Origin of the sequence: Cupriavidus sp. DF5525, assembly GCF_040149425.2 — a bacterium.
GTDB lineage: Bacteria > Pseudomonadota > Gammaproteobacteria > Burkholderiales > Burkholderiaceae > Cupriavidus > Cupriavidus pickettii_A.
The window spans coordinates 2465488-2491271 of the sequence record NZ_CP168265.1; the positions used below are offsets into that span (position 1 = coordinate 2465488).

The following is a 25784-nucleotide window of genomic DNA, read 5'->3' on the forward strand; positions in this document are numbered from 1 at the left end:
CCGGCCCCGACCTTACAACGTGAATCCGCGCCTCGACCTGCTCCAGCCCTACCCGTTCGAGAAACTGCGGGTGCTCTTCGCGCAGGTGAAGCCTGCCGACAAGCCGGCCATCAGCTTTGGCATCGGCGAACCCAAGCATCCGACGCCCGAATTCATCAAGCAAGCGCTGGCCGAGTCACTGGCGGGGCTGGCGAATTATCCCACAACGGCCGGTTCCGACGCACTGCGACAGTGCATCGCCAGCTGGCTGGAACGCCGCTACGGCCTGCCCAAGGTCAGCCCCGCGACCGAAGTGCTCCCGGTGACCGGCTCGCGCGAAGCGCTGTTTGCATTTGCGCAGACCGTGGTCGACGGCACCAGGCCCGGCGCGCTGGTGATGTGCCCGAACCCGTTCTACCAGATCTACGAAGGCGGCGCGCTGCTGGCTGGCGCCACGCCCGTGTTCGCCAACAGCGACCCCGCGCGCAACTTTGCCCCGGCCTTCGACCGCATCGGCGACGAAGTCTGGCAAGAAGTGCAGCTGCTGTTCGTGTGCACCCCGGGCAACCCGACCGGCGCGGTGCTGTCGCTGGAAGACTGGAAGCAGCTGTTTGCGCTGTCCGACCGCTACGGCTTCGTGATCGCCTCGGACGAGTGCTACTCCGAGATCTATTTCGACGAAGGCCGCGCGCCGCTGGGTGCCCTGGAAGCCGCCCACAAGCTGGGCCGCGGCTTCGAACGGCTGGTGATGTTCTCCAGCCTGTCCAAGCGTTCCAACGTGCCGGGCCTGCGCTCGGGCTTTGTCGCCGGCGACGCCGCGCTGCTGAAGAAATTCCTGCTATACCGTACCTACCATGGCGGTGCGATGAACCCGGCGGTGCAGAGCGCCAGCATCGCCGCGTGGAACGATGAAAGCCATGTGCGCGAGAATCGCGCCGCCTACGTACGCAAGTTCAGCGAAGTGACGCCGATGCTGGCCGAAGTGCTGGACGTGGCGCTGCCCGACGCCGGCTTCTACCTGTGGGCCGATGTCTCGCGCACGGGCCTGAGCGATACCGAGTTCGCCGCGCGGCTGCTGGCCGAGCAGAACGTGACCGTGCTGCCCGGCAGCTACCTGGCGCGCGAGGCCGACGGCATCAACCCCGGCGCCAACCGCGTGCGCATGGCGCTGGTGGCCACGCCCGGGGAATGCCTGGAAGGCGCGCGCCGGATCGTGGAATTCTGCAAATCGCTGGGCTGACCCGCACTTTCCCGGGAGGGTATTTCGCCTTCTCCCGCCATCCAATCAACCACTGAAAATACGAACATGACGCAAGCACTGCAAGCCCTGATCGACCAGGCCTGGGAAGACCGCACCAGCCTGTCGCCCAAGTCCGCCCCCAACGATATCCGCGAGGCTGTCGCCAACGTCATCAGCCAGCTGGATGCCGGCACGCTGCGCGTGGCCGAGAAGCAAGGCAAGGACTGGATCGTCAACCAGTGGGTCAAGAAGGCCGTGCTGCTGTCGTTCCGCCTGGAAGACAACGCACCGATGAGCGCCGGCGGCTTTGCCCAGTTCTACGACAAGGTGCCGACCAAGTTCGCCAACTGGAGCGCCGACGACTTCGCCAAGGCTGGCTTCCGCGTGGTGCCGCCCGCCGTGGCCCGCCGCGGTTCGTTCATCGCCAAGAACGCCGTGCTGATGCCGTCGTACGTCAACATCGGCGCCTACGTCGATGAAGGCACCATGGTCGACACCTGGGCCACCGTCGGTTCGTGCGCGCAGATCGGCAAGAACGTCCACCTGTCGGGTGGCGTGGGCATCGGCGGCGTGCTGGAGCCGCTGCAGGCCAACCCGGTCATCATCGAAGACAACTGCTTTATCGGTGCGCGCTCGGAAGTGGTCGAAGGCGTGATCGTGGAAGAGAACTCGGTGATCTCGATGGGCGTGTACCTGGGCCAGTCGACCAAGATCTACGACCGCGAAACCGGCGAGATCCACTATGGCCGCGTGCCGGCCGGTTCGGTGGTGGTGGCGGGCAACCTGCCGTCCAAGGATGGCAAGTACAGCCTGTACTGCGCCGTGATCGTGAAGAAGGTCGACGCGCAGACCCGCGCCAAGACCAGCCTGAACGACCTGCTGCGCGGCGACTGATCGCACGCAAGGCGCAAGCCCTGCGGGCTGCGCCACCCGTCCCGGGGCCGTGCCCCGGGACTGCATTTCCCGTCGTCACCCCGCCTGGCCAGGCTGAACATGCCTTCCCTCCGCAAGCGACTCATGGCCCTGGATCCCACCACCGTCAGTACCGTGCTCTCCCTGTTGCCCACCATTCTCGAGCAGGCTAACAAGACCATCGAGAAGCTCAAGAAAAGCAAGCGCAAGGACGGCACGCCCGAAGGCGCGGTGGCCGACACGCGCGATCCCGCCGCCCGCATTGCCGAGCTGGAAGCGGCCGCCGTGCAGCAGGCCGAAGCCGTCAAGCTGCTGGCCGAGCAGCACGCCATCACCATCGAGGCACTGCGCAAGGAAGCCGCGCGGCTGGACCGCCGCCTGCGCCTGATGACCGCGGTGGCCATGGGCGGCGTGGCGCTTGGGTTGGGCGGCCTGGTGATTGCACTGAACCTGCTGTTCCGCTGATCCTGCCGCGAGGCAACACACCTGCATTCCATCAAGACTAGCCATGACCGTCCTGCTCTACGGCATTCCCAACTGCGATACCGTCAAGAAAGCCCGCACCTGGCTGGATGCCAACGGCGTGGCCTACAGCTTCCACGACTTCAAGAAGCAAGGGGTGGATGAAGCCATGCTGCGCGGCTGGCTCAAGCACGTGCCGCTGGCCACGCTGCTCAACCGCAAGGGCACCACCTGGCGCGCGCTGTCGGACGCCGACAAGGCCCGCGCCGAGCAGGAAGCCGGCGCGATCGCGCTGATGCAGCAAAGCCCGTCGCTGATCAAGCGCCCGGTGCTGGCCCACGATGGCAAGGTGATGGTCGGCTTCTCCGACGACCAGTACGCCAGCCAGTTCTGATTTCCCGATTTCCGCTGTCCCATGACTGCCACCCTTGCCCTGACCGAAGACCTGATCCGCCGCCGCTCCGTCACACCCGCCGACGAAGGCTGCCAGGCCATCCTGGAAACCCGCCTGAAGGCGCTCGGCTTCGACTGCGAAGCCCTCGTCAGCGGCCCTGACGATTTCCGCGTGACCAACCTGTGGGCGGTGAAGCGCGGCACGCAGGGCAAGGACGGCAAGCTGCTGGTGTTCGCCGGCCATACCGACGTGGTGCCGACCGGCCCGCTGGAGCAATGGCACTCGGATCCGTTCGAGCCGACCCACCGTGACGGCAAGCTGTATGGCCGGGGCGCCGCCGACATGAAGACCTCGATCGCCGGCTTCGTGGTGGCGGTGGAGGAATTCGTCAAGGCGCATCCCGCGCATGCCGGTTCGATCGGCTTCCTGATCACCAGCGACGAGGAAGGCCCGGCGCACGACGGCACCATCAAGGTGGTGGAAGCGCTGACCGCACGCGGCGAGCGCCTGGACTACTGCGTGATCGGCGAGCCGACCTCGGTCAACGCGCTCGGCGACATGGTCAAGAACGGCCGTCGCGGCTCGCTGTCGGGCAAGCTCACGGTCAAGGGCATTCAGTGCCATATCGCGTACCCGCACCTGGGCCGCAACCCGATCCATGAAGCCGCCCCGGCGCTGGCAGAGCTGGCCGCCGAGCTATGGGACCAGGGCAACGAATACTTTCCGCCCACCAGCTGGCAGATGTCGAACATCCACGGCGGCACTGGCGCCACCAACGTGATCCCGGGCCACGTCACCATCGACTTCAATTTCCGCTTCTCGACCGCCAGCACGCCGGAAGGCCTGAAGGCGCGCGTGCATGCGATCCTGGACCGCCACAGCCTCGAATACACGCTGGACTGGACCCTGGGCGGCGAGCCCTTCCTGACCCCGCGTGGCGAGTTGTCCGAGGCGCTGGCGTCCGCCATCCAGGCCGAGACCGGCTTCCAGACCGAGCTGTCGACCACCGGCGGCACCTCCGACGGCCGCTTTATCGCCAGGATCTGCCCGCAGGTGATCGAGTTCGGCCCGCCCAACGCCAGCATCCACAAGATCGACGAGCACGTCGAAGTGCGCTTTATCGAGCCACTGAAGAACGTCTACCGCGGCGTGCTGGAACGCCTGGTCGCCTGATTTTTTCGCCGAAAGACACCCTACATGGCAACGCCCTCCCCCCTGCGCACCGTGCGCGACCTGCTGCGTCTCGCAGTCTCGCGCTTTACCGCCGCGCGCCTGTCCTTCGGCCACGGCAGCGCCAATGCCTATGACGAAGCCGCCTACCTGGTGCTGCATACGCTGAACCTGCCGCTCGACACGCTCGATCCGTTCCTGGACGCGCGCCTGCTGCCGGAAGAAGTTGATGCCGTGCTGAAGGTCATTGACCGCCGCGTCAGCGAGCGCGTGCCGGCCGCCTACATCACGCACGAAGCCTTTATGCACGGCCTGCGCTTCTACGTGGACTCGCGCGTGATCGTGCCGCGCAGCTTTATCGGCGAACTGCTGCAGGACGGGCTGGAGCCGTGGGTGGGCGAGACCGAGCAGATCGGCCCCGTGCTGGAGCTGTGCACCGGCTCGGGCTGCCTGCCGATCGTCGCCGTGCATGTGTGGCCCAACGCCAGCATCGACGCCGTCGACATCTCGCCCGATGCACTCGCGGTGGCGCGGCGCAACGTGGCCGACTACAAGATGGACGACCGCATCCGGCTGTACCAGGGCGACCTGTACGCGCCGCTGCCGCATGGCGCGACCTACGATGTGATCCTGACCAACCCGCCGTATGTCAACGAAGCGTCGATGCAGGCGCTGCCGCCCGAGTACCTGGCCGAGCCGCGCATCGCGCTGGCTGGGGGTGACGATGGGATGGATGTGGTGCGGCGGATCATCGCCGGAGCCAAGGCGCACCTGAATCCGGGTGGTGTGCTGGTGGTGGAGATTGGGAATGAGCATGCCAATGTGGAAGCCGCCTTCCCTGAACTGGAGATCATCTGGCTGCCGGTCAGCGCGGGCGATGAGCAGGTGTTCTTGCTGACGTACGACGCATTGCCGGGGTAATCGGCATAGCGAACCGACTGTGTGCTCCCCTCTCCCGCGAGCGGGAGAGGGGAGCACACATCAGGATCTCAAGCGTCAGTGGACCTGTTCATCCCACGCGCAATGTGGGCGAACACCGGCCACCCCACGGCCATTAATCTCACGCAAGCTCTACACTCGCTGCAGATACCGTCGTCGGCCCGTGACTGCCCCGCCGGGCGTTCTCCTCCGACAACAACAGCGTCTTCGCCTCCGCACCCAGTGCCGTGGCAAACCCTGAAGCCGTGACCGCCAGCAACACCCCTCTCCCCGGTTCACCCGACGCCCTGCCCGCCCGGGCCGCGGCCACGCATGCCGTGCGCGGCATCGCCATGCTGACCTTCGCCTTCGCGCTCAGCCAGTTCTTCCGCTCCTGCCTGGCGGTCATGGCGCCCGAACTGCAGCATGACTTCGGCCTGTCGCCGGCGGGGTTCGGCGCGCTGTCGTCTTCGTTCTTCCTGGCCTTCGCCGTGGCGCAGATCCCGGTGGGCATCGCCTTCGACCGCTACGGCGTGGGCCGGCCCACCGCGCTGCTGCTGGCCGTGGGCGCGCTGTCGTCGATCGTATTCGTGCTGGCGCCCAACGGTACCGCCGCCACGCTGGCCCAGGTCGGCCTGGGGCTGGCCTGCGCGCCGGTGTTCATGGGGCTGCTACACTTCGCCTCCGAGCAGTTGTCCGAGCGCGATTACACCCGCGTGGTCAGCCGCTCCAACGCCATGGGCATGATCGGCGCGTTGTGCGCCACCGCACCGCTGGGCTGGGCGATCTCGCTGATCGGCTGGCGCCCGTCGATGGCGGTGTCGGCGCTTGGGATGGTGGCGGCCTGCTATGGCGTCTGGCGCTTCGTGCGCGACCAGGGCCATGCGGAGGCGCGCAGCGCATCGTGGCCGGCGATGCTGTCAGAGAGCGTGCAGCTCTTGCGGCTGGCGCCGCTGTGGACGCTGATCCCCCTGTGCGTGGCGATGGCCGCCGGCACCGCCTTCCGCAACGCCTGGAGCGGGCCCTATCTCGCCGACGTCTTCGGCCTGGGCTCGGCGCCGCGCGGCGTGGCGCTGACGTTGCTGAGCCTGGCCGGCTTCATGACCGCCTTCCTGTTGCCGGTGCTGGTCCGCCGCAGCACGCTCAAGTCCACCATCGTTGGCTGGTCGTGCTTTGCCATGTCGGGCGCGATCCTGCTGGCGCTGTGGCCCGCCACCGGCATCGGTTACGGCGTGGCGATGATGGCGCTGCTGTCGACCATCGGCATGCTGCATCCGCTGGTGATGGCGCAGGGCCGCGGCCTGATCCCGCCGTCGCGCCGCGGGCGCGGGCTGGGGCTGCTCAATACCTTCGTGTTCCTCGGGTCGGCGCTGACATCGTGGGCGTTCGGGCTGATCGCCAATGCGGGCCATGTGCGCGAGTGGCCGGTGGCGTCCACCTATTCGGCGATCTTCGTGTCGGCCGCTCTGCTGATCGCCGCGGCGCTGGTGCCATACCTTTTCAGTCCGCCGCATCCGACCAACTAGACCTGCGGATCAACCGGGCGACAGCACCCGCACCATGTCGGCAATGATGGTGAAGCGGATCACGCGCAGGCACGCCAGTTCGCCGGCAAACCCGCTGGTCAGCGTCGGGCGCTCGTGCGCCATGGCGGCATTCCGCTGCTCCGCCTGCTCGTAGAGTGCTTGCGCCGCTGGCCCGATGCCGCGCAGCATCGCATCCAGCCGCCGCTCGGCGGTCACCGTCGTCAGCCCCAGCGCGCGCCCCGCCTCCAGCACCAGCGCGCGCGAAAAATCGCCATAGAACTCGACACCCAGGACCGGCCACGCAAACCGGTGCACCTCGGGCCAGCCGGTCTTGCCATAGGTGCGGGTGGCGTAGGCCGCCTCGCTCAGCAGGTCGTAGAACGGCGCCAGCGCAATGCCCGCAGCGGACACCAGGAAGCTCAGGTTCTTAAGGTGCGCGTCCGAGTTGCCCACCAGGATATTGAACACCAGCCAGTCGAACAACCGCGCCCGCGCCACCGCCGGCGCGCGGCACAGCGCGGCCAGTTCCGTCAGCCGCTCGACGCTGCCCTGGTCGTACTTGAAGGTGCGCGGCAGGTTCAGCAGCTGGCACGCGTCGATCGCATGCAGCCGCTCCCACTGCCCCGTGGGCGCCAGGCGCCGGTCGAAGCGGTCGATCAGGTAGACCGGCGCCGGCACATAGCGCCGGTGCACCGGCGGCACGTCCAGCTTCAGCCGGGCCGCCAGCGACATCACGAACCATTCGTTGGCGACCGAATGCGGATAGAACTCCTGCATCTGGTGCGTCGGCTTCAGGATATGCGTCGACGGGGTATCCGCGCCGGGCTCGAACAACGCGCCGTCGCGCAGCACCACCGCCAGCTTGTGCTGGGCGCCCGCCAGCGACATGCGCTTGACCGCGCCATGCGTCAGTGGAACGCTGGGCAGGCTGTGGATGCGCGCATCGAGCGCCGCGTCGGTCAGGGGCCGCAGGTTCGGCACGGCGGCGGGCGTGCGCCCCGGCGGCAGCAGCGTCAGCGAGCCCGCCGACTCCGCGCCATAGTGCGCCAGCAGCGCAAAGGCGTCGGCCTCGTTGCGGATGCTGGCGTCGCGCGCCAGCAGTGCGCGCTGGCCATCCTCGGGCAGCAGGTTGTCGAAGTACCACTGCACCGGGCGCAGCGTGCTGCCATCGGCCAGCGGTGTGGCCTGCAGCGGCAAGGTGGGGCTCAGCGCGAAGGCGTGCGGGCTGCCGAGCCAGGCCGGGTCATAGCGGAACGACCAGACATCGTTGGCATCGCGCAGCTCACCGACCGGCGTGCCGTTGATGCTGGCGACCAGTACGCGCTCAGCCATGCTGGCCGGTCCCGCGTGCTGCCGCGCGGCGCTTGTTGCTGCGCGCCTGGCGCTGCCTGAGCTTGTCCCGCTCGGCGTCGACCAGCGGCGCCGCTGCGTCCGGCACATCGACCGTCACGCGCAGGCCCAGCCCTTCCAGTACCTGAAACAGCTTGCCCCACTGGATGCCCTCCGCGCCGTTCTCGACGCGGACCATGAAGTTTTCGCTGACGCCGATGGCGCCGGCGGCATCGTCCTGCCGCAGGCCCTGGGCCTTGCGGGCGGCGCGCACGAAGGCGCCGATATCGCTGGGGTCGTTGAGTGACAGTTGCACAAAAAATCTCCCTGATCGCAAAGACTTTAGTGCGTCCAATCCAGAAAATCAAGAAATCTCCTCGATCGCAAAGATTTTACCTTGCAACCGCAGCCCCAACGCTAAAATCTCCTCGTTTGCAAGGATTTTTGAGAAGGCCAGCTCTTCGGCAGAGCCGACGGGCACAACAATTCGGCCCGGCGCCGGTGTACCGCTTCACCTGCAAAAAGCCAGACTTATCGATTTAAGAATTCCGCCAGCGCGCTTACGCCTTTACCGTCTGTGTGACACCAGCGTCCCAGCCTATATCCGACAACAGGGGACCACGGCCGCACCGCGCGGCCGCATAACGAGGAGACAAGTTCATGGCATCCACCCTGCGCCCCGCCTGGGGCCGTCGCGCATGGCTGGCCGGCTTGCTGGCCACGGCCGCAGTCGCCGCCGTACCGTTTGGCGCGAAGGCCGAGACGTGGCCGTCACGCCCGATCCAGCTGCTGATCCCGTACCCCCCGGGCGGCAGTGCCGACCTGCTGGCGCGCCCGGTCGCGGCAAAGCTGCAGGAGCGGCTCGGCCAGCCGGTGGTGCTCGATTACCGTCCCGGTGCCGGCGGCACCATTGCCAGCCAGGCACTGGCACGAGCCAAGCCAGACGGCTACACGCTGATCATGGTGCTGGCCGCGCATGCCATCAATGCCAGCCTGTACCCCAAGCTGCCCTATGACACGCGCAAGGATTTCGCCCCGGTATCGCTGGTAGCCAACCTGCCGATGATCCTGGCGGGCAGCCCGTCGCTGCAGGCCACCAATGTGGCGGAGCTGATCGCGCAGGCCAAGGCCGCGCCCGGCAAGCTGACCTTCGCCTCGGCCGGCAACGGCAATACCGGCCACCTGGCGGGCGAGCTGTTCGATTCCGTGGCGGGCATCAAGATGACCCATGTCCCTTACAAGGGCAGCGCGCAGGTGGTGACGGCGATGCTGTCGGGCGAGGTCCAGCTGACTTTCGACAGCATCTCGACCACGCTGCCGCATGTGAAGAGCGGCAAGCTGCGCGCGCTGGCGGTCACCGGCAGCCAGCGCGCCGCGGTCGCGCCCGACGTGCCGACGCTGGCCGAAGCCGGCGTGCCGGGCATCAACATCACCGGCTGGTATGCCGTGCTGGCGCCGGCCGGCACGCCACAGCCCGTGATCGACCGCCTCAGCACCGAGATCGCCACGGTGCTGCGCCAGCCCGACCTGAAGGCCACGCTGGCGACCAACGGCTACGAGCCGGTGGGCTCCACGCCGGCAGCACTGCGCAGCCATATCGATGCCGAGATCAGCCGCTGGAGCAAGGTGGTCAAGGAGTCCGGCGCGCAAATCCAGTAAGTCCCCCGATTCGTCATTGCTCATCGGGCGCCGCCTGGCTGGCGCCCGCATTCTCTTGCTGAATATGACCCAACCTACCCCGCTCCAACGCCCCTTCACCACCATGTCCGCGCTTGTGCGCGAGCACGCCACGCAACGCCCCGCGCAGCGCGCGCTGATGCACGGCGAGCGCGTCATGGACTACGCTGGCCTAGACGCCGCGATGGACCGCATCGCCGCAGCGTTGGCACGCGACGGCGTGCGTCCCGGCGAGGCCATCGCGATCTGCGCGTCATCCTCGATCGAATATGCGGCGGTCTACCTGGGCGCGGTACGCGCTGGCGTGGTGGTGGCGCCGCTGGCCCCGTCGTCCACGGCGGAAAGCCTGGCCGGAATGGTCGCCGATTCAGGCGCGTGCATCCTGTTCACCGATGCCGCAGTGGCAGAAGCCCTGCAGCCCGTGCGCGACAAGCTGGCCGGCACGCCCGTGGTCACGCTCGACGGCAGCGATGCCGGGCAACCCTACGAGTCTTGGCTCGCCCCCGCCGGCACGCCAGTGACGGAGCCCGAGATCCGCCCGGAGATGCCGCTGAACATCATCTACTCGTCCGGCACTACCGGCCTGCCCAAGGGCATCGTGCAGTCGCACGGCATGCGCTGGGCGCACGTGTCGCGCGGCGCGGCCACCGGCTATGGCACGCACGCCGTGACGCTGCTGTCCACGCCGCTCTATTCGAACACCACGCTGGCCAGCTTCTTCCCAACCATCGGCCTGGGCGGCACGGCGATCCTGATGGCCAAGTTCGATGCCGGCCAGTACCTGGCACTGGCGCAACAGCATCGCGTCACGCATACCATGCTGGTGCCGGTGCAGTACCAGCGCCTGCTGGCGCATCCGGAGTTCGATCGCCACGACCTGTCGTCCTTCCAGCAGAAATTCTGTACCAGCGCGCCGTGCAGCCCGGCGCTGAAGGCCGATGTGCTGCGGCGCTGGCCGGGCGGGCTGACCGAGCTGTACGGCATGACCGAAGGCGGCGGCAGCTGCCTGCTGCATGCTCACCAGTTCCCGGACAAGCTGCACACTGTCGGCCGCCCCGCGCCTGGCGCCGACATCCGCATCATCGACGACGAGGGCAGCGAACTGCCGCCCGGCAGCGTCGGCGAAGTGGTCGGCCGCTCGGCAGCGATGATGAACGGCTACCACAACCAGCCCGAGAAGACCGCCGAGACCGAATGGCATGACGCGCAGGGCCAGCGCTTTATCCGCACCGGCGATATCGGCCGCTTCGACGACGACGGCTTCCTGGTGCTGCTCGATCGGAAGAAGGACATGATCATCACGGGCGGCTTCAACGTCTACCCGAGCGATCTCGAGGCCGTGGTGCGCGAGCATCCGGCGGTCGCGGAGGTATCGGTGGTGGGCGTGCCGTCGGAGCGCTGGGGCGAGACGCCGGTGGCCTTCGTCGCGTTGCGTGCGGGCGGCGGCGCCACCGCGCAAGACGTGCTGGCATGGGCCAACGAGCGCCTGGGCAAGACCCAGCGGCTGTCCGAACTGCACGAGGTCGACAGCCTGCCGCGCAGTGCGATCGGCAAGGTGCTCAAGCGCGAACTGCGTGACCGGCTGGTGCAGGCCTGAGCGCGCAGGAGTGACCGGACGAGACGCGCTTGGCAAAGCACAATCGAAGAAAGTTCGCGAGGGTGCTTGCGAAATTGCAAAGGCGTCTCTATAATTCGCGCCTTCGCTAGGCTCGTAGCTCAGCTGGTTAGAGCACCACCTTGACATGGTGGGGGTCGTTGGTTCGAGTCCAATCGAGCCTACCAACGCATAAAGGAAACGGACGGTACGCATCGCGCACCGTCCGTTTTTCTTTTGGCGCTCGCCTGTCAGGCGCCGATGCCGAACTCTGCCAGCACCGCTTCCGTGTGCTGCCCCAGCGCGGGCGCCTCGCCTGTCGGCGCCACAGCGCCAGCCATGCCCGGCAGGTTGGCCCACGGCACCGCGCCGATCCCCGCCAGCGGCAGCCGGCCGAATACCCCCGCCTTTGCGCATTGCGCGCTCTCCAGCAGGTCACGCGCATGGCCCACGCGCCCGAACAGCACGTCATGCTCGGTCAGCAGCGCCTCCCAATGCGCCAGCGGCTGCGCGGCCAGGGCCTGTGCGACGCGCTTGTTCAACTCCGCCGCGCGCGGCAAGCGGCCTGCACTGGTGCGCAGCTCCGCATCGTCGAGCCAGTCGCCGAAGCCCAGCAGCTTCGCCAGGCGCGCGAACATCGCATCATTGAGCATGCTCACATAGAGCCGGCCATCGGCCGCCTCGAACAGCCCGGTAGGCGCATTGGCAGCGGCCAGTTCCGCGTCGGGGAACATCGCATCGTCCACCATCAGGTAAGACTGCAGCGCCGCGCTGGTTTCCAGCAGCGACAGCCGCACATGCCGGCCCTTGCCGCTGCGTGCGGCCTTGAACAGCGCCGCCGCCGCATGCTGGGCCGCATAGAGACCGGTGCTCAGGTCGACCAGGTAGAAAGCGATGCGGCGCGGCTGGCCCGCGGCGTCGCGGTTCAGGTGCATCAGGCCACTGAAGGCCTGCATGGTGGTGTCGACCGCCGGCATCGATGCCATCGGACCGGCGTGGCCGTAGCCGGAGATCGAGACATAGACCAGCGCCGGGTTGCGCGCGGCCAGCGCTTCATAGCCCACGCCCATGCGCTCGGCCACGCCGGGCCGGAAGTTCTGGATCACCACGTCGGCCCGCTCCGCCAGCCTGGCGATGGCGGCGCGGCCGCTTTCGGTGCGCGCATCCAGCAGCACGCTTTCCTTGCCCGCATTGCAGGCCACCGCAATCGCGGTCTGCCCGGCGCGGATGCGCCCCATCTGCCGCGACCAGTCACCGCCCGGCGGCTCCACCTTGATCACGCGCGCGCCCTGCTGGCGCAGGATCAGCCCGCAATACGGGCCGGCTATGCCCTGGCTCAGGTCGAGCACGGTCAGGCCGTCCAGCATGGCGTCGTCGTTGTTGCCGGGTATCGCTTGTGCGTGCTGCATGTCGTCCTCCGCGTTTCAGATATCCAGCATGACCTTGCCGATGGCACGGCGCGACATCGTGGTGTCCACCGCCTCGAGCCAATCGCGCAGCGGGAAGTGCTGCAGCACCGGTGGTGCCAGTTCGCCGCTGGCCACCGTCTGCATGATCTGCGCGACCACCTGCTGCACCTGCGGCGCAAAGCGCTTGCGCTCGTCGGTCAGGCCCCAGCCGATGTAGTAGCCGTAGTTGAAGCCGATCAGCCACAGGTTCTTGACCAGCAGCAGGTTGGTCGGCACCTCCGGGATGCGCCCGCTGGCAAACCCGATCGACAGCAAACGCGCGCCCGGTGCCGTGCAGCGCAGCGAGGCATCGAACAGGTCGCCGCCCACCGGATCGAACACCACGTCCGCCCCGCCCGCCGGGCACAGCGCCTTGACCGATGCCACCAGCGTGGCCGCGTCGGACGGCAGCGCATGTGCCGCACCGTTGCGCAGCGCCGCCTCGCGCTTGGCCTCGGTGCTCGCGGTGGCGATCACGCGCGCGCCCATCAGGCGGCCCACCTGCACCGCCGCCGTGCCCAGCGCACCGCTGGCGCCGTGTACCAGCATGGTCTCGCCCGGCTGCAGCGCTGCGCGCCACGCCAGCGCGGCCCACACCGTGCCGTAGGTGACGGGCAGCGCAGCGGCGTGCGCCAGCTCCAGCCCATCAGGAACGGGATAGACCGTGTCGGCCGTGGTCACCACTTCCTCGGCAAAGCCGCCCCAGTCCAGCGCCGCGGCCACGCGCATGCCCGGACGCAGGCGCGTGACGTCGGGCGCCACTTCGATGATCTCGCCCGCCGCCTCGGTGCCGGGGGTGAACGGCAGCGGCGGCTTGCGCTGGTACTTGCCGGAGACGAACAGGCTCAGCGCAAAGCCCACGCCTGCATGCCGCACGCGGATGCGCACCTGCCCGGGAGCGAGCGGGCGGCGCGGGATGCGCTGCAGATCCAGTTCGCTCCAGTGGCACCAGCGGGAGCAGACCAGCCCCAGGTAATCGTCCTCTTGCATCGGTAATCCTGTCATTCCAGCGTGATGCCGACATCGCGGATGATGCGGCTCCATTTGTCGCGGTCGCCCTTCATTACCGCCGCGAAGCCCTCCGGCGTGCCGCCTACGGGCACCAGGTTGAGGTCCTGCATTTTCTTCGCGACTTCCGGCAGGCGCACGATGCGCGCGACCTCGCGCGACAGCGCCTCCACCCGCGCCCTCGGTACGCCGGCCGGGAACAGCAGCCCCATCCACGCATCCGGTTCGAAGCCCTGGTAGCCCGCCTCGCGGAAGGTCGGCACCTTGGGCAGCAGCGCCGAGCGCTCGGTGCCGGCGATCGCCACCGGCACCAGCTTGCCGCCCTGCAGCAGCGGCATCGCCGTACCGACCGCAATGAAGCCGATCTTCACGTGCCCGGCCGCCAGGTCGGTGGCCAGCGGCGCGCCGCCCTTGTAGGCGACGTGCTCCATCTGCAGGCCCGCCTCGCGCTTGAGCAGCTCGCCCAGGATATGGCCGGTGGTGCCGGCACCGTAGGAGCCATACGGATACTTGCCGGGGTTGGCCTTGAGCAGCGCCACCAGCTCCGGCAGCGTGCGCGCCGGAAAGTCCGGCGATACCGCCAGGATGGTCGACGAGATCGCCACCTCGCTGACCGGCGTGAAGTCGGCGATCGGATCGTAGCCGATGCGCGGGTACAGCGACGGGTTCTGCACGTGCGCGGTGAAGGTCAGCAGCGCGGTATAGCCGTCGCGCGCGGCGCGGGCCACGTACTTGGTGCCGGTAGTGGTCCCTGCGCCCGGCTTGTTGTCGACGATGACCGGCTGGCCCCAGCTCTTGGTCAGCTCCTGCCCGATCAGCCGCGCCACCGCATCGTTCACATTGCCGGCCACCGAGGGCACGACGATGGTCAGCGGGCGCGATGGATAGGGTTCGCTGTCATTGCCGGTGGACGTATCGGTGGCGGCGAAGCTGATGGTCGCGGTGGCGGCCAGCACTACGCTGAGCATGGCGGCGCGCAGCCGCTGCAGGCAAGGGGTCAACATTGGTTCGTCTCCGATTTGGCTCCCTTCTTTGATGACTGCCTGTGGTCGGCAGTACGCGAGGGATGCCAGCGCAGTCTAGGCCACCCACACGCCGCCGGCGATTCCCGCGCGGCGCGAGCCAAGTCCTCGCGGGCATGGCGCAGCGCCGCATCGGCGCCTGGCCTGAACGCCATGGCGCTGGCGCTACAATGGCCCGCTCCACTTCCGCGCCCGGTACGCCCATGCGATTCGAGGATCTTGCAGCCTTCCTGGTAGTCAGCGAGCACGGCAACCTGCACCGCGCCGCCGATACCCTCGGCATGACGCAGTCCGGCCTGTCCAAGACGCTGGCGCGGCTGGAGGGCGAGGCCGGCATGCCGCTGTTCGAGCGCACCCCGCGCGGGCTGGTGCTGACCAGCGTGGGCAAGACCCTGCTCGCGCATGCCCGCAAGATCTCGCTGGCGGCCACCGACTTGCGCAACGAGCTGGCCGAACAACGCCTGGCGCGCGCTGGCACGGTGCGGCTGGGGGCGATTCCCTACCTGGTGCCTTCGCTGCTGTCGCCGCTGCTGGCGCAGTTCTTCGTCAGCCGCCCGCTGGCGGTGTTCTCGATCGAGACTCACCTGAGTGCGCGTCTGATGGCGGTGCTGCAGAACGGCGATGCGGACCTGATCCTGGCCGCCCGCCCGGCAAGCGTGCCGGAGGACATCGACTGGCTGCCGCTGGGGCCACTGACCATGCAGATCGTCTGCCGCAGCGGCCATCCGCGCCAGGACCGCTTTCGCACGCTGGCCGACCTGACGGAGGAGCGCTGGGCGGTGCCGGCCAGTTCGCTCTACCTGCGGCAGTGGCTGGAAGAACGGTTCACTTCGGTCGGCCTGCCGCCGCCGCGCGTGGCGGTGGAAAGCACGGCCTCGCCGGTGGCCTTCGGCGAACTGCTGCGGCACTCGGACCTGCTCGGCATCATGCCGCCGCGCATCCTGAAGCAGGCCGAAGGCCAGGGCCTGCGGGCCATCAGCGGCCCGGGGATGTCGTGGCAGCACGAGCTGGCGGTGCTGTGGCGCGCCGGTGGCTACCTGTCGCCGATCTGCCAGGATTTCCGCGATGCGGTGGTGAAGTGGTGCGAAGAGACGGAGATCTGAGCGCGGCAAGGGCTCAGGGCACCCACCAGTAGCGGGTGATATGAAAGAACACCGGTGCGGCGAACACGACCGAGTCGAGCCGGTCGAGCATGCCGCCGTGGCCCTGGATCATGTGACCCCAGTCCTTGATGCCGCGGTCGCGCTTGATCGCCGACATCACCAGCCCGCCCAGGAAACCCATCAGCGCGATGACCAGCGCGATCGCCCCGGCCTGCCACGGCGAGAACGGCGTGATCCACCACAGCGCCGCACCCAGCGCGGTGGCGCTGGCCACGCCGCCGACAAACCCTTCGACTGTCTTGGACGGTGACAGCAGCGGCGCGATCTTGCGCTTGCCGCACAGCTTGCCCCACACGTACTGCAGCACGTCGCTGCCCTGCACCACGATCACCAGGAAGGCGATCAGCAGCAGATTGCGGCCCTCGAAGCCGGGGATCGGCAGCGTCAGCAGCGCCGGCACGTGCGAGATGCAGAACACGCAGATCATCACCGCCCACTGCACCCCGGCGCAGCGTTCCAGGAAGCGCGTGGTCTCGGACGACAGCGCCGCCAGGATCGGCAGGATCAGGAAGGCGTAGACCGGGATCAGGATCGAGAACATGCCGTACCAGCCGATATAGACCAGCACGTACTGCAGCGGCAGGAACACGAAGAACGCAGCGACAATGGCGCGATGGTCGCCGCGCCGCGTGGTGATGATGGTGACGAACTCGCGCAGTGCGAAGAACGACAGCAGGTAGAACAGCACGATCACCGCGGTGCGCCCGAGCGCGAAGGCCACGCCCATGACGCCGATCATCCACCACCAGGCGCCGACGCGCTGCGCCAGGTTGTCGATCACCGCGTGCTGGCCGCCGCCGGCCACGCGCCAGCGCAGCAGCGCGGTCACGGTCGAGGCCAGCATCAGCACGCCGAACAGGCCGCCGAACAGCAGCCAGGTTTCGTGGCTCCAATGGAGAGTCGGCATGGTCATCATTCCAGTTCCGGGGCGAGCGACAGCAGGCCATCGCGGCAGCGGGCAAGGAAGTCTTCCTTGGCCTCGCCGTCGGCCACCAGCACGGGCTGGCCGAAGGTCACGGTGCACAGTAGCGGCACCGGCACGACCTCGCCTTTGGGCATCACGCGGTTGAGATTGTCGATCCAGACCGGCACGAACTCCACCGCCGGGCAGGCGCGCGCCAGGTGGTAGATGCCGCTCTTGAACGGCAGCAGGCGCGCATCGGTGGTATTGCGCGTGCCTTCGGGAAACAGGATCAGCGAATCGCCACCTTCCAGCGCGCCCCGCATCAGCGCCACCGGGTCACTGCCAGGATCGCTATGGGTGCGGTCGATCAGCAGCGCGCGGAACACGTCGCGGCCGATAAAGCGCCGCAGCGGCGAGCAGTCCCAGTAGTCGGCGCCGGCCACCGGGCGTGTGCCCGTGCGCAGGTCAGGCGGCAGGCAGCCCCAGATCAGCACGAAGTCGCCGTGGCTGCTGTGGTTGGCAAAGTAGACGCGCTGCACCGCGGCCGGGATGCAGCCTTGCCAGTTGGCGCGCATGCCGGTCAGCAGTCGCGCAAAGACGATGATGGCGCGCGCGGTGGCGCGGGCAAGCCACATGGTGTTACCTCAGCATCAATATGAGCAAGGTGAGCGCGAGCTGGGCTGCGGCCAGCACGGCGCTGGCGCGCACCAGCCGCATGGCGCCGCGGGCGCGTTCGGGCAGCGGGCGGCCGGCGCGCTGCGTGGTGAGCCAGCCCAGCTCGATCAACGCGGTATCGAGCGCGGCCAGGTCGGGCGACCCGTAACGGCTGGCGGCCGCCACCAGCGCGTCGAAAAGGCGCCGGTCGATCGCCACGCGCAGCAGCAGCCATAATTGCGCCAGCGCCAGCAGCAACGGCGCGGCGGCCAGCGCGCGCGGCGCCTGTGCGGTCACCGCCAGCCAGGCCGTGGCCATGGCAAAAGCAAGCCCCGCCAGGCCGATCCACATCGCGCCTGACAATGCGCCGGCCACGGCATGGGCGATCCACGCGTCGGTATTGTCGCGGCGGATACTGTCGATGGGATCAGCGCGCATCGCCGGCCTCCGGCACAGGGGGATGGTCGAGCCAGCGCTGCAGCGCCTCGGCATGCTCGCGCCCGAGCACCACCGCCGGGCGGTGCGCGCGCAGCGCGGCCAATGCCGCGTCGGCATCGCGCAGCCCCTGCCGGCGCGCCAGCCATGCGGCCGCCACCAGCGCGCTGCGCGAGTAGCCGAGCGCGCAGCTCACCAGCACGCGACGGCCCTGTGCCTGCCAGGCTTCGAGCTGGGCCACGGCCTGCTCCAATTGCCCTGGCGTAGGCACGGTCAGGTCCAGCACCGGCACGCAGCGATAGGCCAGCGCGGCGTTGGTGGCTGCGCGCGGCAGTTCGGCGCTCAGGTCGAGCACGGCATCGGCGCCAAGCGTGCGCAGCTCGGCATCGGTCGGGAAGCGGCCGACCCAGACGCCATCGGCGATCGGGCTGGCCTGCGGCGCGCGCCGCGTCCACCAGCGGGAATTGAGGAAGGCGCCGAGCAGGTAAGGCGCAAGCACCCAGCACGCGGCGGGCGCCATCGCGCCATCGCCGGCCTTCTGGAACCAGCCCGGCGCTGCCAGCGCGTAGGCCCGCGCGACGCAGGCCAGCGCCAACACGCCCCACAGCAGCAGGAACGCCAGCGTCACGGATGTGCCCAGTGCCACCAGCGCGCACAGCAACGCCACCACCGCCCCGAGCGCGTAGCGGCGCGCCATCCGGCGCGTGCGCGCATCAGGCCCGCCCGCTGCGACCGCCGGCAGCTGCAGCGGGAACAGGTAGACGCACAGCCAGCCGACCAGCGCCCCGGTAGGCACGTCGATCAGGTGGTGCTGCCAGGTCGTCAGCACCGAAATGCCGATCAGCGCGAACCAGCCGTGCAGCAGCCAGCGCCAGCCGCCGCGCAGGACTGTCGCGAAGGCGACCCACAGGATCACCAGCAGGCTGATATGCAGCGACGGCGCCTGGTTGAACGGCAGGTCGAAGCCGCCCAGCAGCGTGAAGAGTTCGCCGGGCAGCCCGTCTGCGGGCGGCCGGGCAAAGGCAAAGCGCAGCGGGAAGGCGATAAAGCACGCCACCGAGACCAACTGCGCCATCAGCAGCCGCTTGACATGCGTCACCAGCGCCGCCCGCGTACGCCACAGGAAGAAGGAGATGCCGTACAGCAGGTCGATCGACCAGTACGGCACGATGGTCCACGGCAGGAACGGGATGTCCCCCTCCCATTCGAAGTAGACCGAAGGCACGTGCGCGCGCTGGCTCGCCAGCCAGTTGGCAAAGCCGTAGCTGGAGAAGAACAGCGCGCCGGCACCGGCCAGCAGCAGGCAGGCCAGCGCCCAGGGACGCTCGCCCGCGGACGAATCCGTCGCGGCGTCGGCGGGCAGCGTGCTCATGCGCCGCGCCTGCGCGCCAGGCTGACGGTGAAGATGCCCCACGGGTCGATGCGCTGGGTCACCTTGTCGAAGCCTGCCGCGCGCACCAGTTCGTCCATCTCGGCCTGCGAACGGCGGCGCATCACCCAGGCGGCGCCGGCTCGGTGGCTGGTCAGCGCGCGCGCGATGAACTCCAGCTGTGGGTGCCAGGGCTGGCCGGTGTAGACCAGGTAGCCGCCTGGCGGCACCGCACGCGCCAGGCCGTCGAGCGATCGGCGCACCGGCGCGTTCTCGGGGAACAGCTCGTACAGGCCGGAGACCACGGCCAGTGTCGGGGGCGGCGTCAGCTCGGCCAGGCTGTCGCCGTCGAAGGCGTCGCCCTGCTCGAAGCGGGCAATGCCGCCCAGGCCCTTGGCGGCAATCAACGCCCTGCCCCGCTCGACGTTCAGCGCGCTGTAGTCGCGCAACAGGATCGACTCGACTGCGGCTGCGCCGCCATCAAGCCCTGCCAGCGCCTCAAGTACGTAGCGCCCATGCCCGGCGGCGATATCGACCATCCGCACCGGCATGCCGGCCGCCTGCAAGCGCCGCACGGCGTCGGCGATCAGCGCCTCGGCGTGGACCTTGCGCTGGCGGATGCCGCGCCAGCCGATCGCATCCAGATATTGCCGATCCGCCAGCCGGCCCGGCTTGCCGCGGCCCGATGGCGTGTTGCGGTAAACATAATCGAGCGTCGAGCCCGAGTCGAAGCCGGTTTCATGGCCCAGCCGCACGCCGTCTGACAGCAGCCCGCCGAGCTTCAGGTTGGCCCGCGCCGCGCGCCAGTACCACGCGGCCAGCCCGGACGGCGCCGAGGCCAGCCGGTCCGACTCCTCGCGGAACGGGCCGATCTGGTCTGCATCGAGCATCGAGCGCGGTGCCGACGGCGTCTCGAACTCGCGCACGATAAAGCGCCGTGCGGCATCGACCGCCAGCTTGCGGTCACGCTCGCCCAGCGTGTCGTGGTAGAAGCCGTCGAGCACGATCCGTTCCTTGGTGCGCGAACCCAGCCGCTCGTAGAAACGGTCCTGCGGCCCGCGGTGCACGACCCAGTCGGCGCCCGAGATCAGCAGTTGCGTCGGCACCGTGATCGCTGCGGCATCGGCCACGATGCGTTCCGCGGTCTCATACAGGTCCAGTAGGATATTGACGGCGATCGGGCGCGTGATCAGCGGATCGCTGTCGTAGCTGGCGATGCGCTCCGGATCGTGCGTCAGGAATCTGGCCTTGACGTAGCTGTTGACGAAGAACTTGCCGCGCACGCGCTGCATCAGCTTCAGCCCGGGCCGTGCAAACGGCACGTAGAGCTTGACCTTGAACGCCGGCGAGGCCAGCACCAGCGCGCGGATCGGCGGCGCGTAGTCGTGCACCCAGGTGGACGCCAACACGGCGCCCACGCTCTGCGCGACCACGGCCATCCGTTCCAGCGGGATGCCATGGACCTCGGCGATATGCCCGGTGAAGGTCTGGATATCGCGCACCGAATCCGCCAGGCTGGGGCTGTAGCCGCGCTCGCCGGGCGAGCGCCCGTGGCCGCGCGCATCCCACGCGAAGATGTCGTAGCCCGGCAGGTTCAGCTCGTCGGCCAGGTGGGCGACGCGGCCGGAATGCTCGTGGCCGCGGTGGAACAGCACCACGGCGCCGCGCGCCGGGCCCTCCACCGCCGGCCAGTGCCGGTAGAACAGTGCCTGGCCATCGTGGGTCTGGAATTGCCGCTCCAGCGGCTGGCGGCTCGACAGTCGGTCCATGCGCTTACTCCGCGGTGCGGGCGCCGGCCTCGGCAACGCCGCGACGCACCCGGTTGGCAATGGTGAACAACGACAGCAGCGACAGCGCCAGCCACAGCCACGAGGCCACCGCGCCGAAGCCCAGCCCCAGGCCGGCCCACAGCGCGATCGCGCCGACCGCGAAGGCGCGGTCGCTCTTGCCCAGCGGGCCGTCGTAGCGGCGGCTGGCACCGGCCAGCGGGCCGATCAGGCCGGCGGCCTCGACCATCACCGCCAGCAGCGCGAAGGTGCCGACCTGCGCCAGCCCGAACGCCGGCAGCGCGGCCAGCGGCAGGATCAGCGCCAGGTCCGAGACGATATCGCCCAGTTCATTCAGGTAGGCGCCGAGCGCGCTCTGCTGGCCGTGCTCGCGCGCCAGCATGCCGTCGATGGCGTTGAGCGCCATGCGCAGGAACAGCCAGAGGGGAAACAGCAGGAACAGCGTGGGCGTCTCGGCCACCAGCATGCCCACCGCGGCCAGCACGCCGACGGCGAGCGAGCCTGCCGCCGCGGCCACGGTCACCTGGTTGGCGGTGGCACCGCGCTGGGCCAGGTCCTGCACCATCGGGCGCAGCAACGCCTGGAATCTGGGCTTGAGTTCGTAGAGCGTCATCGCGCCGGCCTCCCTGCCGGGGTGATGCCGGAAGCAGCGCCGCGCGCCAGGGGCAGCGGCGCATGGCACTGCGCCGTGGCCTGCCGGGACCCCTTCCGTGCTTATTCTTGGTTCTGCAATCGCTTGTCCTGCAATCGCCTGGCGACGGCTGTGGGCCTGGCTCAGCACTCCACCGTCAAAGGCGAAACATTATCAGAAGTGACATTAATGGTGAATCGAACATTTCCTGCCGCCGGGCGCTGGCGCACGCAACGCCCGGCGGGAGGCGGCCCTGGCTAGTATCAGGCCGCGGCGATCGCGCTGCGCACCGCGTCCGAGGTCTGCGCCACCACGCCGTCGCGCCAGTCGTCGGCATCGCCGTAGAACGCCTGCCACATCGCCTGGCGCACCAGCGCGCGCTGGTTCTCGTCAGCCTCCGGGTGGCGGTACAGCCAGTGGTCGCCCCGCAGCGCGTCGAGCACTTCGCCCACCGGCAGCGTGCCGAATTCCAGCGCGATGCCGGCATAGTCCACGCCCGGCAGCGTCTGCGGCACCGCCTGCCAGGCCAGCCCGGTCAGCGCCGCCGAGGTCGACGAACCATCGTAGATGGAGGTCACCCGCTCGCCCCAGATCGCGCGCGTGTGCGCGATCGACTCAGGCGTATCCGGGCCCATCTGGATGGGTTCGCCATAGCCCCGCGGACCCAGCCCGGTGTGCACGTCGATCCAGCGCAGCGCCTGGCGCCCGGCGCCGAAGCGCGACAGGATGCGGCACAGCGTGTAGTTGCTCCAGGTCGCCTTGGTGCCGCCGAAGAACATCCCGTCAGGGTCCTGGTACTGGCCGCCGCTGAGCGCGGCCTGGTACCAGGCCATGCCGCGCTCGGCCACGGCCTTCATCAGCTGCGCCTGTTCGGCGTCGGACGGCGGCCACTGCGGCGGCAGCAGCAACGGCGCGATCTCGGCATAGGGCGCGTTGTACGGCAGCGGCTGGGTGAAGTCCATGAAGTTGCGGTTCAGGTCGACGTTGTCTTCGTTGACCCGGCGCAGGTGGGAAAAGCCGTAGGGATTGACGGCATGCACCAGCAGCAGGCAGGTGTCACCGGTGGCGCAAGCGGCAAGCAGATCGGTATCGTGCAGCATCGTCACCTGCGCACCAGAGCCGGCAAAGCCCTCGGCGCCGTGGATGCCGGAGGTCACCATCAGGCAATGGGGAGCCTCGGGCGAGCCCGCCAGCGCCACGTCGATTGCCAGGTCCTCGCCGGCGCTGCCGCGGCGGGTGGGATGCGGGAATTGCGCCAGCCCGGCCCCGGCCGTGCGCGCGGCGTCGAGGAACTTCTGGCGGGCTTCGGCGTAGCTGCGCGAAAAATGGCTCATGTCGTGACCGGCGGAAGGCGATGCAGGCATTAGACGCCATTCGGCCGGGATTGCCAACTGCGGCCAACCGCGGCTAGAACAGCGGGTCGGAGCGGTCGCCGGGGCGGCTATCGGATCGGTTTTGGGACGGGGCCGCCGGCTCTGCGTCAGACCCTGGCCCCCAGATGCCCGGGGAGGTAAATGCCTGCGGATGCATCTCAATCCCGCCGGCGGCAAGCTGGCTGGCGGACAGTACCAGGTGGCGTGCCAGCCAGTCGTGCAGGCCGCGCAGGAAGCGGATGTTGCCAACGCTGTTGGAGGCGGCGATCAGCCGCTCCAGCTTCACGTGTGCGGTATAGACATCGAGCAGGTTGGTGGCGCGCAGCCGCGGCGGCGTGGTCCGGCTGCGCTCGATCGCCAGGATGCGGCGCACCTGCGGCGCGGCCAGGTCGCCGGTGCGCAGGTACTGTTCATAGACGGGGTCGAGCGCAGGGAAGCGCACGGTCGGCTGCACACGCGGCACCGAGGCCACCTTTTCCATGCGCAACACCAGGTAGCGGATCGCGGCGGCGCGCTCGGCAATTGCCGTTTCCGCCGCGCTGGGGCGGCGGCGCACGCCGGCAGGCACCGGGTCGGGCAAGTCGCTGCGCGGCACCACGTCGCGTTCGGTGTAGTCCGGCACCTGCAGCAGCAGGCCGGGATGGGGCACCGCAGCGCGGGCACAGTCTTCGCCGAACGGGTGCTCGTGCCCGGCGGCGTCCCGCAGGATATAGGCCTGCCCGGCCGCAAAGCCGTGGTGACGGCGGCTGTTGCCGCGCGCATGGCAGCGCGTGGCGGGGTCGACGAAGTCCTTGCGTACGGGGATCCAGCCCCCGTCGGTTGCCTGGGTCATGCGTGGGGTAAGGCCTTGGGTATTGCTCGAACCCGCCATTGTCGCCGATCCGCGGACTACCGCCGGCAAACTGCCCTGCCCGGCCTTACTTCAGCATGAACGACATCGCCGACAGACAGTTCAACATGCGGATTGCCGCCTGCACCGTATCGGCCTGGAAACACAGCGTGACGCCGTCGCGGCGCTCGAGCGCGGGCCACTGGCAGAACAGGTCCGCATGGGCTGGCGTGAGCGTCTGCAGCCGGCAGGTCACGGGCGTGCTCATGCGCAGGCACTCCGCTTGCGCACGATCACGCACCGCCTCGGCCGCGGCAGCCGCGATCGCTTCACGCGCCGCCGCCGGCGACAGCGTGGTGCCGCTGCCGAAGCCAGCTGCGGACTTGGTCTCGACATAGCGCACCCACGGCATCAGCGCATGGGTCTCCTGCACGAAGACATCGTCGCCGCTGGCCATCAGCACCGGCACCCCAAGCTCGCCGGCGAGCGCGCCATACAGGCCGGCCTCGCCCACTTCCTTGCCGTTGAGCCAGACCCGCGCAAACGCGCTGCTGTTGATGGTATGTGCCAGCACGCCGCGGCTCTGCGCGCGGCCGTGGTAGCCGATCATCAGCACGCCGTCGGCGGCACCCTCTACGCCGCCCTCTACGCCCGTCATCATGCCGAGATAGCGCGGCTTGCCCAGCACCAGCCGCGCGCGCGGATCGATCTGGTCCGGCAGCAGGTTGCGGAAACCGCCGTGCGAGTCGTTGACCAGCACTTCGGTGGCCCCGCCGGCAAAGGCGCCGGCGACGGCGGCATTGGCCTCGCCGGTCATCCAGGCGCGGGCGCGTTCATATTCGCCGTTGCCGGGGCGGGTCTGTTCAGCGTGGAAGACGCCGGCCACGCCTTCGATATCGGTGGAAATCAGGATCTTCATCAGGCGGTCTTGCCCAGTTCAGGCATTACATCCAGCAGCGCGCGACGGCAATGGCCGTCGCGGCCTCGTACCGTCGCGGCGTGACAAAGCGCATGCAGGATGGCTTGCTCGACGCTGTCGGCCGCGGCGCGGAACAGTGGGTCGAGCCTGGTTTCGTGCAGCATGGAGACGGCCGGCATGGGCCGGTCGGCCTGGTGCGGCACGGTATAGGCGGTGGAGAATGCGAGCGCGATATCGCCCGAGCCGTGCCCGAACACCGAGCCGGTGCGGGCCAGCCCTGCCCCGGCGCGCAGCGACAGCCGGCGCAACTGGCGCGCGTCCAGCGGCGCGTCGGTGGCCAGGATCATGATGATCGAGCCCTTTTCCGGCTGCGCCGTGGTGTCGGCTTGCGCCAGCCGCTTCACGAGTTCCGGCCCGCGCAGCTGTCCGCCCACGGTCAGTGACTCCGGCGTGCCGAAATTGGCCAGCACCAGCGCGCCCACGCAATAGCCGTCCGCCATCCGCGACGCCGTGCCGATGCCGCCCTTGACGCCGAACGACGACATGCCGCGGCCGGCCCCGACCGCGCCCTGCGCGACGTCCTGGCCGGTGCCGGCGAGCGCGGCATCGTAGTGGCTGCCCTCCACTGCCATGCACTGGATATCGTTCAGGTAGCCGTCATTGCATTCGAACACCAGCGGATTGACAGTCGGCAGTGCGCGGCCAATTTCCGGGTTGGCGGCCACCGCCGCACGGATCTGCGCCTGCGCCACGGCGCCGACCGAGAAGGTGTTGGTGAGCGCAACCGGGGTTTCCAGCACGCCCAGCTCGTCCACCTGCACCAGCCCCACGCTCTTGCCAAAGCCGTTGAGCACGGTCGCCGCCGCCGGCACCTTGTCGCGATAGGGATCGCCGGCGTGCGGCCTGATCACGGTGACGCCGGTCTGCACGGCGTCCTGCGCCAGCGTGCAGTGGCCGACCGTCACGCCGGCCACATCGGCAATGCTGTCCAATGGACCTGCAGGCAGGCCGCCGATGCGCGGCATCGATAGGCTCATCGCT

The 25784-nt window shown here is 68.9% G+C and carries 25 protein-coding genes and 1 tRNA gene; 11 read left to right on the forward strand and 15 right to left on the reverse strand.

Features of this window, described 5'->3' with window-relative positions; translation table 11 throughout:
- The first annotated feature begins 19 nt into the window (after positions 1–19).
- The 7 genes from dapC to ABNX08_RS11485 all read left to right on the forward strand — a co-directional run bounded on the left by dapC (position 20) and on the right by ABNX08_RS11485 (position 6601).
- On the forward strand, positions 20–1219 hold the full coding sequence (gene dapC, locus ABNX08_RS11455) for a succinyldiaminopimelate transaminase (RefSeq protein ID WP_022535358.1): 1200 nt from the start codon (positions 20–22) through the stop codon (positions 1217–1219).
- 66 nt (positions 1220–1285) lie between these two features.
- Positions 1286–2113, forward strand: a complete 828-nt coding sequence (gene dapD, locus ABNX08_RS11460) for a 2,3,4,5-tetrahydropyridine-2,6-dicarboxylate N-succinyltransferase (RefSeq protein WP_022535359.1) — start codon at positions 1286–1288, stop codon at positions 2111–2113.
- A gap of 99 nt (positions 2114–2212) precedes the next feature.
- Positions 2213–2596: a hypothetical protein gene (locus ABNX08_RS11465; protein WP_022535360.1), complete on the forward strand. Its 384-nt coding sequence runs from the start codon at positions 2213–2215 to the stop codon at positions 2594–2596.
- 43 nt (positions 2597–2639) lie between these two features.
- Entirely contained in the window at positions 2640–2987 is a 348-nt protein-coding gene (locus tag ABNX08_RS11470) for an ArsC family reductase (RefSeq protein ID WP_022535361.1), read from the forward strand.
- Between the two features lie 21 nt (positions 2988–3008).
- The gene (gene dapE, locus ABNX08_RS11475; protein ID WP_022535362.1) at positions 3009–4160 is read left to right on the forward strand and encodes a succinyl-diaminopimelate desuccinylase; all 1152 of its coding nucleotides are present in this window, start codon (positions 3009–3011) and stop codon (positions 4158–4160) included.
- Positions 4161–4184: 24 nt separating this feature from the next.
- Complete coding sequence (gene prmB, locus ABNX08_RS11480; RefSeq protein WP_022535363.1) at positions 4185–5078, forward strand: 50S ribosomal protein L3 N(5)-glutamine methyltransferase; 894 nt, start codon at positions 4185–4187, stop codon at positions 5076–5078.
- A 263-nt stretch (positions 5079–5341) separates the two neighbouring features.
- On the forward strand, positions 5342–6601 hold the full coding sequence (locus ABNX08_RS11485) for an MFS transporter (protein WP_022535365.1): 1260 nt from the start codon (positions 5342–5344) through the stop codon (positions 6599–6601).
- Positions 6602–6610: 9 nt separating this feature from the next.
- On the opposite strand, the gene ABNX08_RS11490 is transcribed toward ABNX08_RS11485, so the two are convergent.
- Together ABNX08_RS11490 and ABNX08_RS11495 are read right to left on the reverse strand one after the other, a co-directional pair.
- The gene (locus ABNX08_RS11490) at positions 6611–7933 is read right to left on the reverse strand and encodes a HipA domain-containing protein (protein WP_022535366.1); all 1323 of its coding nucleotides are present in this window, start codon (positions 7931–7933) and stop codon (positions 6611–6613) included.
- Positions 7926–8246 carry a helix-turn-helix domain-containing protein gene (locus tag ABNX08_RS11495; RefSeq protein WP_022535367.1) on the reverse strand — a complete coding sequence of 107 codons (321 nt, stop codon included), beginning with the start codon at positions 8244–8246 and terminating at the stop codon, positions 7926–7928. The genes ABNX08_RS11490 and ABNX08_RS11495 overlap by 8 nt, the downstream gene beginning before the upstream one ends.
- Before the next feature lie 344 nt (positions 8247–8590).
- On the opposite strand from ABNX08_RS11495, the gene ABNX08_RS11500 reads away from it, so the two are divergent.
- From ABNX08_RS11500 to ABNX08_RS11510, 3 genes are all read left to right on the forward strand, one after another.
- The gene (locus tag ABNX08_RS11500; protein ID WP_022535368.1) at positions 8591–9589 is read left to right on the forward strand and encodes a tripartite tricarboxylate transporter substrate binding protein; all 999 of its coding nucleotides are present in this window, start codon (positions 8591–8593) and stop codon (positions 9587–9589) included.
- 64 nt (positions 9590–9653) lie between these two features.
- A complete protein-coding gene (locus ABNX08_RS11505; protein WP_022535369.1) occupies positions 9654–11204 on the forward strand; it encodes a class I adenylate-forming enzyme family protein in 1551 nt (516 codons plus the stop codon).
- Positions 11205–11312: 108 nt separating this feature from the next.
- Positions 11313–11389 (forward strand) — tRNA-Val (locus ABNX08_RS11510).
- 63 nt (positions 11390–11452) lie between these two features.
- Here ABNX08_RS11510 and ABNX08_RS11515 read toward each other — a convergent pair.
- Genes ABNX08_RS11515 through ABNX08_RS11525 form a run of 3 tightly spaced genes read right to left on the reverse strand, consistent with a single transcriptional unit; the run spans position 11453 to position 14661 of the window.
- Positions 11453–12610 carry a CaiB/BaiF CoA-transferase family protein gene (locus ABNX08_RS11515; RefSeq protein WP_022535370.1) on the reverse strand — a complete coding sequence of 386 codons (1158 nt, stop codon included), beginning with the start codon at positions 12608–12610 and terminating at the stop codon, positions 11453–11455.
- A 15-nt stretch (positions 12611–12625) separates the two neighbouring features.
- Positions 12626–13639, reverse strand: coding sequence for an NADPH:quinone oxidoreductase family protein (locus ABNX08_RS11520; protein ID WP_022535371.1), 1014 nt, complete (start codon positions 13637–13639; stop codon positions 12626–12628).
- 11 nt (positions 13640–13650) lie between these two features.
- A complete protein-coding gene (locus ABNX08_RS11525; RefSeq protein ID WP_349607319.1) occupies positions 13651–14661 on the reverse strand; it encodes a tripartite tricarboxylate transporter substrate binding protein in 1011 nt (336 codons plus the stop codon).
- A 221-nt stretch (positions 14662–14882) separates the two neighbouring features.
- On the opposite strand from ABNX08_RS11525, the gene ABNX08_RS11530 reads away from it, so the two are divergent.
- Complete coding sequence (locus ABNX08_RS11530) at positions 14883–15782, forward strand: LysR family transcriptional regulator (RefSeq protein WP_022535373.1); 900 nt, start codon at positions 14883–14885, stop codon at positions 15780–15782.
- 13 nt (positions 15783–15795) lie between these two features.
- On the opposite strand, the gene ABNX08_RS11535 is transcribed toward ABNX08_RS11530, so the two are convergent.
- The 10 genes from ABNX08_RS11535 to ABNX08_RS11580 form a co-directional block, all read right to left on the reverse strand.
- Positions 15796–16758 carry a phosphatidate cytidylyltransferase gene (locus tag ABNX08_RS11535; protein WP_022535374.1) on the reverse strand — a complete coding sequence of 321 codons (963 nt, stop codon included), beginning with the start codon at positions 16756–16758 and terminating at the stop codon, positions 15796–15798.
- Positions 16755–17381: a 1-acyl-sn-glycerol-3-phosphate acyltransferase gene (locus ABNX08_RS11540; RefSeq protein WP_022535375.1), complete on the reverse strand. Its 627-nt coding sequence runs from the start codon at positions 17379–17381 to the stop codon at positions 16755–16757. The genes ABNX08_RS11535 and ABNX08_RS11540 overlap by 4 nt, the downstream gene beginning before the upstream one ends.
- 4 nt (positions 17382–17385) lie before the next feature.
- Positions 17386–17838, reverse strand: a complete 453-nt coding sequence (locus ABNX08_RS11545) for a hypothetical protein (RefSeq protein WP_022535376.1) — start codon at positions 17836–17838, stop codon at positions 17386–17388.
- Positions 17828–19207, reverse strand: coding sequence for a phosphatase PAP2/dual specificity phosphatase family protein (locus ABNX08_RS11550; RefSeq protein WP_022535377.1), 1380 nt, complete (start codon positions 19205–19207; stop codon positions 17828–17830). Before ABNX08_RS11550 ends, ABNX08_RS11545 begins: the two co-directional genes overlap by 11 nt.
- Positions 19204–20973 (reverse strand): bifunctional alpha/beta hydrolase/class I SAM-dependent methyltransferase, encoded by a 1770-nt coding sequence (locus tag ABNX08_RS11555; RefSeq protein ID WP_022535378.1) that lies wholly within the window; start codon positions 20971–20973, stop codon positions 19204–19206. The genes ABNX08_RS11550 and ABNX08_RS11555 overlap by 4 nt, the downstream gene beginning before the upstream one ends.
- Before the next feature lie 4 nt (positions 20974–20977).
- On the reverse strand, positions 20978–21604 hold the full coding sequence (locus ABNX08_RS11560; RefSeq protein ID WP_022535379.1) for a CDP-alcohol phosphatidyltransferase family protein: 627 nt from the start codon (positions 21602–21604) through the stop codon (positions 20978–20980).
- Positions 21605–21885: 281 nt separating this feature from the next.
- Positions 21886–22956 (reverse strand): M14 family metallopeptidase, encoded by a 1071-nt coding sequence (locus tag ABNX08_RS11565; protein WP_022535380.1) that lies wholly within the window; start codon positions 22954–22956, stop codon positions 21886–21888.
- Between the two features lie 73 nt (positions 22957–23029).
- Complete coding sequence (locus tag ABNX08_RS11570) at positions 23030–23827, reverse strand: hypothetical protein (protein ID WP_022535381.1); 798 nt, start codon at positions 23825–23827, stop codon at positions 23030–23032.
- An 85-nt stretch (positions 23828–23912) separates the two neighbouring features.
- Positions 23913–24743 carry a M55 family metallopeptidase gene (locus ABNX08_RS11575; protein ID WP_349607318.1) on the reverse strand — a complete coding sequence of 277 codons (831 nt, stop codon included), beginning with the start codon at positions 24741–24743 and terminating at the stop codon, positions 23913–23915.
- Positions 24743–25780, reverse strand: coding sequence for a P1 family peptidase (locus ABNX08_RS11580; RefSeq protein WP_349607317.1), 1038 nt, complete (start codon positions 25778–25780; stop codon positions 24743–24745). The genes ABNX08_RS11575 and ABNX08_RS11580 overlap by 1 nt, the downstream gene beginning before the upstream one ends.
- Positions 25781–25784: the final 4 nt, after the last annotated feature.